We start from the raw sequence: 12,454 nt of genomic DNA on the forward strand, positions 1-12,454 counted from the left end.
AATCGGCGCCGCTTTGACCTCGATCATTTGCACGGCCGACCCCAGCGGCTAAACCGGCCCCATGACCGCATCCGTGATCCCGCCCAGCCCGTCGCGTGAGGAATACGCCCGCGACTACGTCGCCGCCCTGGCCGCCAATGGCGACGAGAGCCTGTTCCAGCGCGCCGAGCCCATCGGCCTTTTCGTCGAATGGCTGACCGATGCGCGGGCGCACGAGCCGAATGACGCCAACGCCATGACCCTGTCCACCGTCGATGCGGACGGCCTGCCGGACGCGCGGATCGTGTTGCTGAAGGACGTGGATGCGCGCGGCTTCACCTTCTATTCCAACGGCGAGAGCGCCAAGGGCGTCGAACTGGCGGCCCATCCCGCCGCCGCCCTGACCTTCCACTGGAAGACCCTGCGTCGTCAGGTGCGGGTGCGCGGCGCGGTCGAGCCGGTGACGGCGGCCGAGGCGGACGCCTATTTCGCCAGCCGCGCGCGCGAAAGCCGGATCGGCGCCTGGGCCTCGGACCAGTCGCGCCCGCTGTCGGATCGCGCGGCTTTGGAAGAGGCCGTGGGTCGCGAGACCGCGCGCTTCGACGGCCAGGACGTGCCGCGCCCCGAACGCTGGACCGGCTGGCGCATCGTGCCGCGATCGGTCGAGTTCTGGCGCGACCGGCCGTTCCGCCTGCATGACCGGCTTCTGTTCGAGCGCGATGGCGAGACCTGGAAGACGCAGCGCCTCTGGCCCTGACGCTCGTTCAGAGTCTTCGGCGACCGAGCTGGGCTCGCAGAATAAGGTTCATCACAACGCGCACGGCGAGGTCACGGCGAACACGACGGCGCCGTGCCCGCTTCGGAACGTCTTGATGCCTGCGGCGGCGAAGCCGCAGATTGATCGACGGTATGGACATGGCGTTGCGGGACGCCGACGCGCGTTCGGTCTCGTCGTGTTCGCCGTGACCTCGCCGTGCCCGTTGTGATGAACCCCTTCCAGGCCAACGCCGACGACTCTAGGCGCGGAACAGCAGCGACCCGTCGCCATAGGAATAGAAGCGATAACCCTCGGCCACCGCATGGGCGTAGGCCGCCTTCATCGTCGCCTGACCGGCAAAGGCGCTGACCAGCATGAACAGCGTCGATTTCGGCAGGTGGAAGTTGGTCATCAGCACATCGACCGCCCGGAACCGATAGCCGGGCGTGATGAAGATGGCCGTGTCGCCGTGGAAGGGCTTGATCTTTCCATCCTCGGCCGTGGCGCTTTCCAGCAGGCGCAGGGAGGTGGTGCCGACGCAGACGATGCGGCCCCCCTTCGCATGGACGGCGTTCAGGGCGGCGGCGGTTTCGGGCGACACCTCGCCCCATTCGCTGTGCATCCTGTGGTCGGCCAGATCGTCGACCTTGACCGGCAGGAAGGTGCCCGCCCCGACGTGCAGGGTCACGGCGTGGGTCGAGACGCCGCGCAACCGGATGGCCTCCAGCAAGGCGGGGGTGAAATGCAGGCCCGCCGTCGGCGCCGCGACCGATCCGTCATGTTCGGCGAAGACGGTCTGGTAGTCGGAACGGTCGCGGTCGTCCTCGGGCCGTTTGGCGGCGATATAGGGCGGCAGGGGCATGACCCCGACATCGCGGATCGCATCGTCCAGCGCCGGCCCGGACAGGTCGAACCTCAAGGTGATCAGGCCGTCGTCGCCCTTGGCCAGGACGGTCGCGTCCAGACGGCCCAGATCGCACGCGGCGTCGCTTTCATTTCCAAAACGAATCCGGTCGCCCGGCTTGATCCGCTTGCCCGGCTTCATGAAGGCGGACCAGACGTTTGGCGCGTCGCGGTGGTGCAGCGTCGCCTCGACCTCGACCGTCAGGATTTCGCCCTCGGGCCCGACACGCTGTCGCACGCCCGACAGCCGCGCCGGGATCACCCGCGTATCGTTGAACACCAGCGCGTCGCCGGCTTGCAGGAAGTCCGGCAGATCGCGAATGACCCGATCCTCCAGCGCGCCGCCCCTGACCACCAGCAGCCGGGCGGAATCGCGGGGATCGGCCGGACGCAGGGCGATGCGGTCCTCGGGCAGGTCGAAATCGAAATCGGCGGTCTTCATGGGCCGCTCTATAGGGGCGTCCGCCGCCCCGCGCCACGTCGAGCCCTCTTGGCAGCGCATTGGCGTCGTATCGGTGTTTGATTTCCAAGGGGTTTTAACCGCCGAACGGCTTTTGACCTATCGCACCCCGGCGGTGGGTTAGGATGCGCGTCGATCTTTGACAGCGTGAGTTCAGACGATTCAGACGGTTCAGACGAAAAATTCGCCTCGGGCGCCCGATGTCGTAATCGCCCGATTTCAGACTATTCAGACGGTTCAGACGATAAAAATCGCCAGTCCGCGTCCGGCGTCAGTTGAACCCCGGCGCGAACGCCCCCGCCCAGGCGCCGTAGCGGTTCAGGGACAGGTCGTGCGTGTCGATCTCGGGCGCTCGGCCGTCGATCATGTCCGCCAGGACGCGGGCCGAGCCGCAGGACATGGTCCAGCCCAGGGTGCCGTGGCCGGTGTTCAGATAAAGGCCGGCGACCTTGGTGGCGCCGATGACGGGCGTGCCGTCCGGCGTCATGGGCCGCAGCCCGGACCAGTAGCTGGCCCCCGCCAGATCGCCGCCGCCGGGGAACAGGCTGCCGACCGAATGGGTCAGGGTTTCGCGACGCAGGGCGGGCAGGGTGTTGTTGTAGCCCGACAGCTCGGCCATGCCGCCGACCCGGATGCGGTCGCCCAGGCGGGTGATGGCCACCTTGTAGCTCTCGTCCATCACGGTCGAGACCGGCGCGCGTTCCGCGTCCAGGATGCGGGCCGTGATCGAATAGCCCTTCACCGGATAGACGGGCAGGTCCAGACCCAGCGGCCGGGCCATCATGGGCGAATAGGACCCCAGGGCCAGCACCACGGCGTCGGCGGTCATGACGCCCTTGCTGGTCACGGCGCCGGTCGCGCGCCCGTCCTGGGTCGTGATCGAGCGGATGTCGGTGTCGTGGTGGAAGACCACGCCCCGCTCCGCCGCCAGTTTCGCCAGGGCGTTGGTGAACAGGAAACAGTCGCCCGTCTCGTCGTGCGGCAGACGCAGCCCCCCGACGAAATCCACGTCGGAAGCGGCCAGTCCGGGCTCGGCGGCGATGCATCCGGCGCGGTCCAGCACCGCGCACGGCACCCCGGCGGCCTTCAGCACGTCCACGTCCTTATGCACGTCGGCCAGCTGCTTCTCGGTGCGGAACAGCTGCAGCGTACCCTGCTGGCGGCCGTCATAGGCGATGCCCGTCTCGCGGCGCAGCAGGTCCAGCTGGTCGCGACTGTATTCCGCCAGACGCACCATCCGGCTCTTGTTCAGCGCATAGCGGTCATGGGTGCAGTTCCTCAGCATGGCCATGGTCCAGCGCACCATGGCCCTGTCTAGCCGGGGACGCAGGATCAGCGGCGCATGGCGCATCAGCAGCCACTTCATCGCCTTGACCGGGATCGAGGGCGCGGCCCACGGCGCGGAATAGCCGGGCGAGACCTGGCCCGCGTTGGCGAAGCTGGTTTCCAGCGCCGGGCCCGACTGGCGATCGACCACCACCACCTCGTGTCCCGCCTGGTTCAGATACCAGGCGGTGGTGACGCCGATGACGCCCGAACCCAGCACCAAAACCCGCATGTCACGTTTCCCAGCCAATTGGTCTTATTGGCCTGAAGCTACCTCTGCATTGGTCGATGATCCTGCCTGTTTGCGCAATGATCGGCGGCTGTTAGAGAATGAACGCAATTATCTACGGCCTTGTGGTGGAAAGTTGTGACCCTGTTCGATCCCGTCGATCAACGCATCCTGCAACGGCTTCGCGCCGAGGGGCGGATCAGCAATGCGGACCTGGCCTCTGCGGTGGGCCTGTCGCCCTCGGCCTGCCTGCGGCGGGTGCGGCGGCTGGAGGAGCGGGGCGTGATCCGGGGCTACGCCGCCGTCCTGGCCAACGACGCCGACGACGGTGTCGTGGCCTATGTCGAGATCACGCTGGAGAAGCAGACCGACGACCATATGCGCCGGTTCGAGGCGGCGGTCAGGAACCACCCGGAGATCCGCGACTGCTATCTGATGGCGGGCGAGGCGGACTATATCGTGCGGGCCGTGGCGCCCGACATCGCCGCCTATGAGGTGATCCACAAGGACGTGCTGTCGCGCCTGCCGGGCGTGTCGCGCATCCACTCCAGCCTGGCCATCCGCAACGTGCTGGCGGCGCGCGGGTAGGGTGGGATCATGGAGGGGAGAGGCGACAGGCCTCGACACGCTGCGGTTCATGCCGATAGGTGCCGAAACTATCTGACAGGAGGCTTTCCATGATCACCCGCATCCAGCCCGGCGCCCGCATGAGCGAAGCCGTCATCCACGGCGACACCGTCTATCTGGCGGGCCAGGTCGGCGAGCCGGGCGATGACGTGATCGCCCAGACCCGGACGGCGCTGGCCGAGGTCGACACCCTTCTGGCCCAGGCGGGCAGCGACAAGTCCAAAATCCTGATGGCTCAGATCTGGCTGGCCGACATCGCCGACTTCGACGCGATGAACAGCGTCTGGGACGCCTGGGTCGACACCGCCAATCCGCCCGCCCGCGCCACGGGCGAAAGCCGGCTCGCCTCGCCCGATTACAAGGTCGAGGTCATCGTAATCGCCGCCAAGGCCTGATCGCGGCGGCTAAGCGGTTGACCGGGCGGAATGCAGACTGCAAACCGCCGCCCATGTTGCAGAACCTCGAAACCCTCGCCCGCGAGGCCAAGTCCTGGCCGTTTGAGCAAGCCCGCAATCTTCTGGCCCATGTGCTGAAGAAGCGGCTGGCCGAGGCCGACCGCGCCGAGGCCAAGTCCCTGATCGACGCGGGCAAGGCCGACGAGGCGCTGGCGAAGTTCGAGACCCTGCGCCGCCCGGTGATCCTGGAGACGGGTTACGGCCCATCCGGCCTGCCGCACATGGGCACCTTCGGCGAGGTCGCGCGCACGACCATGGTGCGCAACGCCTTCCGCGCCCTGACCGGCGATCACTGGAAGACGCGCCTGATCGCCTTCAGCGACGACATGGACGGCCTGCGTAAGGTGCCGGAAGGCATCCCGAACCCGGAGATGCTGCGCGAAGACCTGCACCTGTCGTTGACCCGCGTGCGCGACCCGTTCGGCACCCACGACAGTTTCGGGGCGCACAACAATGCCCGCCTGCAGGCGTTCCTGGACTCGTTCGGCTTCGACTACGAGTTCATGTCCTCGACCGAGACCTACAGGTCCGGGCGGTTCGATGAGACACTGCTGACCCTGCTGGAACGGTTCGACGCGGTGCAGGCGATCATGCTGCCGACGCTGGGCGAGGAGCGGCGGGCGACCTATTCGCCCTTCCTGCCGATCAGCCCCATCACCGGCCATGTGCTGCAGGTCCCGACGCTGGACCGAAACGTCGAGAAGGGGACCATCACCTTCGAAGACCCCGCGGGCGAACCGGGCAACCGCACCGAGGTTCCGGTCACCGGCGGCCATGTGAAGCTGCAATGGAAGCCCGACTGGGCCATGCGCTGGACCGCACTGGACGTCGATTACGAAATGTCGGGCAAGGACCTGATCGAGAGCGTGCGCGAAAGCTCCAAGGTCTGCCGCGCCCTGGGCGGCACGCCGCCGGAAGGCTTCAACTACGAATTGTTCCTGGACATCGAAGGCAAGAAGATCTCGAAGTCCAAGGGCAACGGCCTGACGATGGACGAGTGGCTGCGCTACGGCACGCCCGAGAGTCTGTCGTGGTATATGTTCCAGTCGCCGAAGTCGGCCAAGAGCCTGCACTTCAACGTCATTCCGCGCGCCATCGACGACTATCTGGCCTTCATCGAGGCCTATAAGACGCAGGAGCCGGCCAAGCGGATCGACAACGCCGTCTGGTCGATCCATGCGGGCGATCCGCCGACCCACACCTCGCCTGTGTCGTTCGCCCTGCTGCTGAACCTGGTGGGCGTGGCCAATGCGTCCGACAAGGCGCAACTGTGGGCCTATTTCGCCAGATATCTGCCGGAGGCGACGCCCGAGAACCAGCCGCTGCTGGACCGGCTGATGGACCATGCGCTGAACTATTACGAGGACTTCGTGAAGCCCTCCAAGTCGTACCGCCTGCCGGACGACAAGGAAAAGGCGGCCCTGCTGGATCTGGCGGCGCGGCTGAAGGCCCTGCCGGCCGACACGACCGACGGCGAACTGATCCAGAACGAGGTCTATGCGGTGGGCAAGGATCACGCCTTCGAACCGCTGCGCGCCTGGTTCGGGGCGCTGTACGAGGTGCTGCTGGGCGCTTCGCAGGGGCCGCGCTTCGGCTCCTTCGCCGCCATCTACGGCCTGCCGCAGACGATCGCCCTGATCGAGGCGGGCGCGAATGGAGAACTGGCTGGCTGATCTCCTCGCGGCGGGCGCGACGAAGATGAACGGAAAATAACGGCGAAGCTCCGGGAGCCTTCAGGTTCGTCCGTGCATTCTCCCGTCATCGGCAAACGCGCTGACAGGAGAAGAGTTATGTCGAACAAGATTTTCAAGACGGGTCTGGCCACCGCTGCGGCTCTGGCCGCAATGGTTACGGCCGCCCCGATGGCCGCTCAGGCCCAGGCCAACGGCGTCACCAACTGCGACGCTCCCGGTGGTCGCCAACGCGCCGGCGCCCTGATCGGCGCTGTCGTCGGCGGCGTGGTCGGGTCGAACCTGGCCCGTAACGAGCGCACAGCCGGCACCATCGTCGGCGCCGGCGCCGGCGCGGCGGCGGGTTCGTATATCGGCTGCAACCAGCAGCGCGCTCGCGCCGCCTCGGTGTCGCAAAGCGGCCAGTACCGCGCGTCGTCCAACCTGCGCATTCGCAGCGGCCCCGGCACCCACTATCGCACCGCCGGCACCCTGTCGGCTGGCCAGCCGTTCACCGCGATCGGCTCGCAGGGTGAGTGGGTCCAGATCGCCGGCGGCGGTTGGGTGAACGCCCACTACGTCACGGCCAACTGAGACGCATCAGGCTGAAAACCAAGGCCCCGCCGGCTCGCCGCGCGGGGCCTTTCTACTGGCTGACCCACAGGATGCGGGCCATCCATTCGATGTCGCGTCGCGCCACGATCCGCGGCGGATAGTCCGGGTTGATGGACGACAGGGTGACGGCCCGGCTGGTCAGACCCGCCACCTCCTTGGCGATGGTTTCGCCGGTCATCAGCCGCACGACGACGCGGTCGCCACGTCGCACCCGCGTTTCTTCCTGATCCACCAGAACCCTGTCGCCCTGCCGATAGAGCGGCGACATCGAATCCCCCTCGATGGTCAGGCTGAACAGGGTGTCCTTGGCGCGCGGCAGTTCGGTCTGATCCCACCCATCCCCGGTGGGCAGGCCGGCGTCGTCGAAAAAGCCGTCGTCGCCCGCCTTGGCCAGCCCCAGCAACGGAACCGTCGCCGGCCGCTCCGGCGCGTCCTCGGCCAGGGCTGCGAAATCCGCCAGCGAAATCCCCGTCGCCTGCAGGATCAGCGTCATGCTCTCGGTCGAGGGCCAGCGCGGCCGTGGCGGATCGCCGGCGCCGAAGCGTTTGGACGGGTTGAAGCTGGTGGCGTCCAGTCCCGCGCGTCGGGCCAGACCCGACGGCGTCAGACCCTCTCGCCGCGCCAGATTATCGACGGCTTTCCAAAGCTTGGCGTGCGACAGCGGCATGGTGTCCCGACGACTGATTCGCCGCAGGATAGGCGGTCAGTGTAGGAATTTCTACCTATTCATTTCCGCCGCTCGTCGCTCTTGCCAAGCGAAGAAGGTGCCGAAAATCAGACAGAGGATGATCAGATAGCCCGTGAAATTCATGATGGTGTAGAGCGAACCGACCATGACGGGTTGCCCGGTCAGGATCATGATGTGCGACATCACGGCGATCAGCTGTAGCCCGCTGGCCCATACCGGCCATGACTGGCGGTATCGCCAGGAAAGCCCGACAAACACAAACAGCAATGCAAGGTCGATCAGGAACACGCCGATGGGCACGCCGCGAAAACCGCTGCCCTCTTGCATGATGATGGTCGCGAACCAGGCGAAAAGATAGGCTCCCGCGCCTAATCGTTCGGCCGACCCGCCTTTAAGGAAGGCGAACACCGCCATGCCGAGCATGAAGACTGCACCGACGATCGCATAGGCGATGTTAAGCATGGCAAATCGCCCCCGTGCAGAAATGCACGGGGGCGATAATGACCGAAGTCAGATGAAACTGAAATCTCGGTAAGCCAAGCTTACCAAGAATTCACGCCACGCGGTGAAGGTGGGTCGGCGTCAGGGCGGACTTCGGGTCCAGCCAGTCGTCGGGCTTGGCGACCGGGCCGGCGGCGTAGGTGCCGTAGCCGAGGCGACGGTGATCCTTTTGCAGTTCGGCGTGGCAGGCGACGATGGACTCGCGAGCGGCCGACAGGGCGGCGATCGTTTCCATGGCCTTGGCCTGAGACACCGTGCCGCTCACCGGCGACAGGGACAGGGCGGCGCGGGCGCCGATGAAGGATTGAACGAGGGTCGTCGCCTGAGTGATCGCGGCGTCGATCGCGAGTTCGGTAGCGTGCAGATCGCCAGCAACGCTGGAGATGACTTCAGTCCGGTCCATGAAAACCCCTCAAGAAATGGTCAGCGAACCTTATGGTTATCACGCCTTAACCCTGTTTGGTAGAGGTATGTTCATATCTTGGGCCGTCGCGCGTCGAATCGCCGTCGCGGGGCGCGGCGTCGAATGTCGACGGCGATGGGGCTTCCGGGCGAACGCTGTCCGCGCCGGACGGTCAGCTCTGGGTGTCGAGCAGGAAGTGGGCCGTCAGGCTGGCGATCGGCTGCAAACGCTCTTCCTGCCAGGCCTCGGCCTGGACATGGGCCACGCGGCGTCCGGCGCGGCTGATCCGCGCGCGGGCGAAGACGTCGATGGGCCGGCCCGTGCGCAGATAGGCCACGGTGACGTTGATCGGCCGGGGCAGGCGGGGGCTGGGGAAGGCCAGGGCCAACTGCGCCATGGCGGTCATCTCCAGCAGGGCGGCGGTCGATCCGCCATGTAGCGCCGGCAGCATCGGATTGCCGATCAGCTTGTCCGCGAACGGCATGATCACCGTGACCTCGTCGCCGCTGACGAGCGTCTTCAGACCGAGAAAGCGGGCGTAGGGCAGGGTGGCGAGAAGATCGGTCATGCCGCCTCTCCCGCCAGCCGTTCGCGCGACGGGTTGAAGATATAGGCCGACTGGGCCGCCGCCACCGGATCGGACGGATCGTCCTCGAACGCCCAGGCGCGCACGAAGGCGATGGTGTGGGTCATGCGATAGCAGACGCCCTGGGCCAGCAGGTCGCGATGCGGCCGGGCGGCGCGCATATAGTCCACGCGCAGATCGACGGTGGCGATGGGTTGGTAGGCGTCCAGCGCCGTCCACACCGCCAGCCCTCCGATATGGTCCAGCAGGGTCGTCACCAGCCCGCCCGCGAACACGCCGCTGTCGGGATCGCCGACCAGATCCTCGCGCCAGGGTACGCGAATGCGCGGCTCGCCGTCGTGCAGGCCGTCGAAGGCGAAGCCCAGCGCCCCGGTGTGGGCCGCGCCGGCTGCCAACTGGGGCAGGATGGTCAGGAAACTGTCGGACATCGTGAAGGGACGGTCTTTCCGGCGCTGATTTTTCAAGGGCCCTGTATGGATCGGCGACCCGACGGCGTCGAGTGCGTTAGGGGACCATGATCCGCGCCGAAGATTTGCTGCATCCGACGCCCGCCGGCCTCTATTGCCCGCCCGGCGACTTCTACGTCGATCCGGTGCGTCCGGTGGATCGGGCGGTGATCACCCACGGCCATTCCGACCATGCGCGCGCGGGTCACGGCGCGGTGCTGGCGACGCGCCAGACGCTGGCGATCATGGCCGAACGCTATGGCGCCGACTTCACCGGCCAGGCCCAGTCGGTCGAATATGGTCAGGCGACGGCGATAAACGGCGTCGATCTCAGACTGGCGCCGGCCGGGCACGTGCTGGGTTCGGCCCAGGTCGAGGTGCGCTGGAAGGGCCTGACCATGGTGGTTTCCGGCGATTACAAGCGCCGCCGCGACCCGACCTGCGCCCCGTTCGAGCCGATCCCGTGTCACGTCTTCATTTCCGAGGCCACCTTCGGCCTGCCGGTATTCAGCCATCCCCCGGCCGAGGAAGAGGTGGGGCGTTTGGTCCGCTCCCTGGGGCAATTCCCTGAACGGGCGCATCTGGTCGGCGCCTATGCGCTGGGCAAGGCGCAACGGATCATCCGCCTGTTGCGCGAGGCGGGGTGGGACCGGCCGATCTATTACCACGGCGCGATGGAACGGCTGAACGCCCTCTATGAGCGCGAAGGCGTCGATCTTGGGCCTTTGCTGCCGACGCGCGACCTGCCCAAGAACGCCCTGGGCGGCGAAGTGGCGATCGCGCCGCCGTCCGCCATTCAGGACCGCTGGGCGCGGCGGTTCGCCGACCCCGTCACCGCCTTCGCCTCGGGCTGGATGGGGGTGAAGGCCCGCGCGCGCCAGAGAGGGGTGGAGCTGCCCCTGATCGTGTCCGACCACGCCGACTGGAACGAGCTGACGGCGACCTTCACCGAGTTGAAGCCGGAAGAGGTCTGGATCACCCACGGGCGCGAGGAAGGTCTGCTGCGCTGGGCCGAGATCAACAGTCAGAAGGCGCGGGCGCTGCGTCTCGTCGGCTATGACGAGGAGGACGAGGAGGCGCTGGACATCCGGCCGGACTGAGGCGTCAGGCGGCGGATCGGCCCGATGCGTCCTGATCCTCGGCGTCCTGAGACGCCGCAAGTGCGGCGTTCATGGCCATGCGCAGACGCTCGGGCTTGATCGGCTTTTCGACCACGGCGGCCATGCCGATGGACAGATAGTGTTTGGCGTCCTCGGGGTCGGCGTTGGCGGTCAGGGCGACGATGGGCACGCGGCCGACCGCGCCGGGCAGGGCGCGGATGGCCTGCGTCGCCTGCACGCCGTCCATGCGCGGCATCTTGATGTCCATCAGGACCAGATCGTAGCGGCTTTCCTGCACGGCCTGCAGCGCCTCCAGCCCGTCCTCGGCCAGTTCGGAACTGCAGCCGAACATTTCGCACAGGGCCTGGGCGACCACGCGGTTGGTGGCGTTGTCATCGACGATCAGAATGTGCGGCGCCGCCTTCAGGTCGAAACCGGCCAGATCGGAGACGTTCGATTGAACCTCGGCCTCCATGATCGCGCGCGGCGCGGTCAGGTCGAAGGCGAAGGTCGCGCCGCGTCCCTTGTTGTTCTCGGCCCAGATCCGGCCGCCCATCCGGTCGATGACCTGACGGCAGATCGACAGGCCCAGGCCTGCGCCGTCGGGGCCGGAGCCGTGGACGAAGGGTTCGAAGATGGAATCGACCCGGTCGACGTCCACGCCCGGCCCGTCGTCGCGGACGCGGGCCTCCATATGGATGCCGTCGCCCTCGACCCAGGCCTTCAGCCGGGCCTCGATCACGCCGTTGCGGGCGAACTTCAGGGCGTTGCCGATCAGGTTGTTGAACACCTGTTTCAGGCGCACGCCGTCGATCATGGCCGCCAGTTCGGTGTCGCCCTCATAGCCGACCAGCAGGGTGACGCTGTCCTGAGAGGCGCGCGGCTCCCACATCGACTGGATGTCGTCCATCACGGCGCGCAGGGCCGTCGGGGTGCTGGACAGCTCCAACTCGCCTGCCTCGGCCTTGGACAGGTCCACCGCGTCCTGCAGGATGCGCAGCAGGGTCTCGGACGAATCCATGATGGTCTGGACGTGCGCATGGGCTGCTGACGTCAGCGGTTGACGGCGCAGCAGTTCGGCGACGGCCAGCACGCCGTTCATCGGCGTGCGCAGTTCGTGGCTCATGATGGCCAGGAACTGGCTCTTGGCGCGGGCTGCGGCCATGGCCTGGGCGCGGGTGTCGCTGAGGATGGCGGCCTGTTCGGCCAGTTGGTCGTTTTGTTCGCGCTGGCGCGTATTGACCGCCTGAAGCAGGGTCGCGGCCGTGCCGACGCCCAGATAGGCGCCGTTGCGGGTGACGATGAAGCCCCGCAGCAAGGCCGCGGGGCCGCCCTTCAGCATGATGTCGCAAAAGGCGTCGATGCGGACGCCGGCCTCCACTACCGCCGGCTCGGCGTCCATGGCGAAGGTGATGGGGCGAAGATCGTAAAGGGCATGACCGAACCGGGCGGCGATCTTCTCAAGAAAGGCGGTGCGCTCGACCAGGCCGACGGGCTTGTCGCCATCGACGACGGGTATGACCAGCGTATCCGGCTCGCGTTCGAAACGCGCCAGAACCTCGCACCCGAGCGTCGTCGGGCCCACGGGCTTGGGACGCTCGGAAAGGGTTTCGATGGTCGGCATAATGCCCGGAACTCCTACTCATTGTGAGTATAAGTCAGAAATCGCTTGCGGATTGGTTAAGCGTTGTCAGGCACGACGCAAATCC

14 protein-coding genes are annotated in these 12,454 nt (G+C 66.8%); 6 read left to right on the plus strand and 8 right to left on the minus strand.

The annotated features are described in order from the left end of the window. Positions 1–61: 61 nt before the first annotated feature. Positions 62–736, plus strand: a complete 675-nt coding sequence (gene pdxH, locus SH203_RS05850; protein WP_087119913.1) for a pyridoxamine 5'-phosphate oxidase — start codon at positions 62–64, stop codon at positions 734–736. Between the two features lie 259 nt (positions 737–995). On the opposite strand, the gene queA is transcribed toward pdxH, so the two are convergent. Continuing rightward, the gene (gene queA / locus SH203_RS05855) at positions 996–2,081 is read right to left on the minus strand and encodes a tRNA preQ1(34) S-adenosylmethionine ribosyltransferase-isomerase QueA (protein WP_087119914.1); all 1,086 of its coding nucleotides are present in this window, start codon (positions 2,079–2,081) and stop codon (positions 996–998) included. 289 nt (positions 2,082–2,370) lie between these two features. Continuing rightward, positions 2,371–3,657: a D-amino acid dehydrogenase gene (locus SH203_RS05860; RefSeq protein WP_087119915.1), complete on the minus strand. Its 1,287-nt coding sequence runs from the start codon at positions 3,655–3,657 to the stop codon at positions 2,371–2,373. Between the two features lie 135 nt (positions 3,658–3,792). On the opposite strand from SH203_RS05860, the gene SH203_RS05865 reads away from it, so the two are divergent. The 4 genes from SH203_RS05865 (at position 3,793) to SH203_RS05880 (ending at position 7,000) form a co-directional block, all read left to right on the plus strand. Continuing rightward, positions 3,793–4,242, plus strand: a complete 450-nt coding sequence (locus SH203_RS05865; protein WP_087119916.1) for an Lrp/AsnC family transcriptional regulator — start codon at positions 3,793–3,795, stop codon at positions 4,240–4,242. Positions 4,243–4,331: 89 nt separating this feature from the next. Beyond that, the gene (locus SH203_RS05870) at positions 4,332–4,676 is read left to right on the plus strand and encodes a RidA family protein (protein WP_087119917.1); all 345 of its coding nucleotides are present in this window, start codon (positions 4,332–4,334) and stop codon (positions 4,674–4,676) included. A 53-nt stretch (positions 4,677–4,729) separates the two neighbouring features. Then, entirely contained in the window at positions 4,730–6,409 is a 1,680-nt protein-coding gene (locus SH203_RS05875) for a lysine--tRNA ligase (protein WP_087119918.1), read from the plus strand. A 117-nt stretch (positions 6,410–6,526) separates the two neighbouring features. Beyond that, a complete protein-coding gene (locus SH203_RS05880) occupies positions 6,527–7,000 on the plus strand; it encodes an SH3 domain-containing protein (protein ID WP_087119919.1) in 474 nt (157 codons plus the stop codon). A 52-nt stretch (positions 7,001–7,052) separates the two neighbouring features. Here SH203_RS05880 and SH203_RS05885 read toward each other — a convergent pair whose 3' ends face one another. The 5 genes from SH203_RS05885 to SH203_RS05905 all read right to left on the minus strand — a co-directional run bounded on the left by SH203_RS05885 (position 7,053) and on the right by SH203_RS05905 (position 9,627). Continuing rightward, a complete protein-coding gene (locus SH203_RS05885) occupies positions 7,053–7,688 on the minus strand; it encodes a helix-turn-helix transcriptional regulator (RefSeq protein WP_087119920.1) in 636 nt (211 codons plus the stop codon). 51 nt (positions 7,689–7,739) lie between these two features. Further along, complete coding sequence (locus tag SH203_RS05890; protein ID WP_087119921.1) at positions 7,740–8,171, minus strand: hypothetical protein; 432 nt, start codon at positions 8,169–8,171, stop codon at positions 7,740–7,742. 91 nt (positions 8,172–8,262) lie between these two features. After that, positions 8,263–8,613 carry a hypothetical protein gene (locus tag SH203_RS05895; protein WP_087119922.1) on the minus strand — a complete coding sequence of 117 codons (351 nt, stop codon included), beginning with the start codon at positions 8,611–8,613 and terminating at the stop codon, positions 8,263–8,265. Between the two features lie 172 nt (positions 8,614–8,785). After that, positions 8,786–9,181, minus strand: coding sequence for a PaaI family thioesterase (locus SH203_RS05900; protein ID WP_087119923.1), 396 nt, complete (start codon positions 9,179–9,181; stop codon positions 8,786–8,788). Further along, positions 9,178–9,627: a PaaI family thioesterase gene (locus tag SH203_RS05905; RefSeq protein WP_087119924.1), complete on the minus strand. Its 450-nt coding sequence runs from the start codon at positions 9,625–9,627 to the stop codon at positions 9,178–9,180. Before SH203_RS05905 ends, SH203_RS05900 begins: the two co-directional genes overlap by 4 nt. An 86-nt stretch (positions 9,628–9,713) precedes the next feature. Here SH203_RS05905 and SH203_RS05910 point away from each other — a divergent pair, with 86 nt between their 5' ends. Then, positions 9,714–10,745, plus strand: a complete 1,032-nt coding sequence (locus SH203_RS05910) for a ligase-associated DNA damage response exonuclease (RefSeq protein ID WP_087119925.1) — start codon at positions 9,714–9,716, stop codon at positions 10,743–10,745. Positions 10,746–10,749: 4 nt separating this feature from the next. Here the strand turns inward: SH203_RS05910 and SH203_RS05915 are convergent, their stop codons facing one another. After that, the gene (locus tag SH203_RS05915) at positions 10,750–12,369 is read right to left on the minus strand and encodes a response regulator (protein ID WP_087119926.1); all 1,620 of its coding nucleotides are present in this window, start codon (positions 12,367–12,369) and stop codon (positions 10,750–10,752) included. Positions 12,370–12,454 lie beyond the last annotated feature (85 nt).

The organism is Brevundimonas sp. SH203, from assembly GCF_002157625.1.
Taxonomy (GTDB): domain Bacteria; phylum Pseudomonadota; class Alphaproteobacteria; order Caulobacterales; family Caulobacteraceae; genus Brevundimonas.

Coding starts and splice junctions, on each gene's coding strand:
- pdxH (WP_087119913.1), top strand. CDS start 62: ATGACCGCATCCGTGATCCCGCCCAGCCCGTCGCGTGAGGAATACGCC.
- queA (WP_087119914.1), bottom strand. CDS start 2,081: ATGAAGACCGCCGATTTCGATTTCGACCTGCCCGAGGACCGCATCGCC.
- SH203_RS05860 (WP_087119915.1), bottom strand. CDS start 3,657: ATGCGGGTTTTGGTGCTGGGTTCGGGCGTCATCGGCGTCACCACCGCC.
- SH203_RS05870 (WP_087119917.1), top strand. CDS start 4,332: ATGATCACCCGCATCCAGCCCGGCGCCCGCATGAGCGAAGCCGTCATC.
- SH203_RS05875 (WP_087119918.1), top strand. CDS start 4,730: ATGTTGCAGAACCTCGAAACCCTCGCCCGCGAGGCCAAGTCCTGGCCG.
- SH203_RS05880 (WP_087119919.1), top strand. CDS start 6,527: ATGTCGAACAAGATTTTCAAGACGGGTCTGGCCACCGCTGCGGCTCTG.
- SH203_RS05885 (WP_087119920.1), bottom strand. CDS start 7,688: ATGCCGCTGTCGCACGCCAAGCTTTGGAAAGCCGTCGATAATCTGGCG.
- SH203_RS05890 (WP_087119921.1), bottom strand. CDS start 8,171: ATGCTTAACATCGCCTATGCGATCGTCGGTGCAGTCTTCATGCTCGGC.
- SH203_RS05895 (WP_087119922.1), bottom strand. CDS start 8,613: ATGGACCGGACTGAAGTCATCTCCAGCGTTGCTGGCGATCTGCACGCT.
- SH203_RS05900 (WP_087119923.1), bottom strand. CDS start 9,181: ATGACCGATCTTCTCGCCACCCTGCCCTACGCCCGCTTTCTCGGTCTG.
- SH203_RS05905 (WP_087119924.1), bottom strand. CDS start 9,627: ATGTCCGACAGTTTCCTGACCATCCTGCCCCAGTTGGCAGCCGGCGCG.
- SH203_RS05910 (WP_087119925.1), top strand. CDS start 9,714: ATGATCCGCGCCGAAGATTTGCTGCATCCGACGCCCGCCGGCCTCTAT.
- SH203_RS05915 (WP_087119926.1), bottom strand. CDS start 12,369: ATGCCGACCATCGAAACCCTTTCCGAGCGTCCCAAGCCCGTGGGCCCG.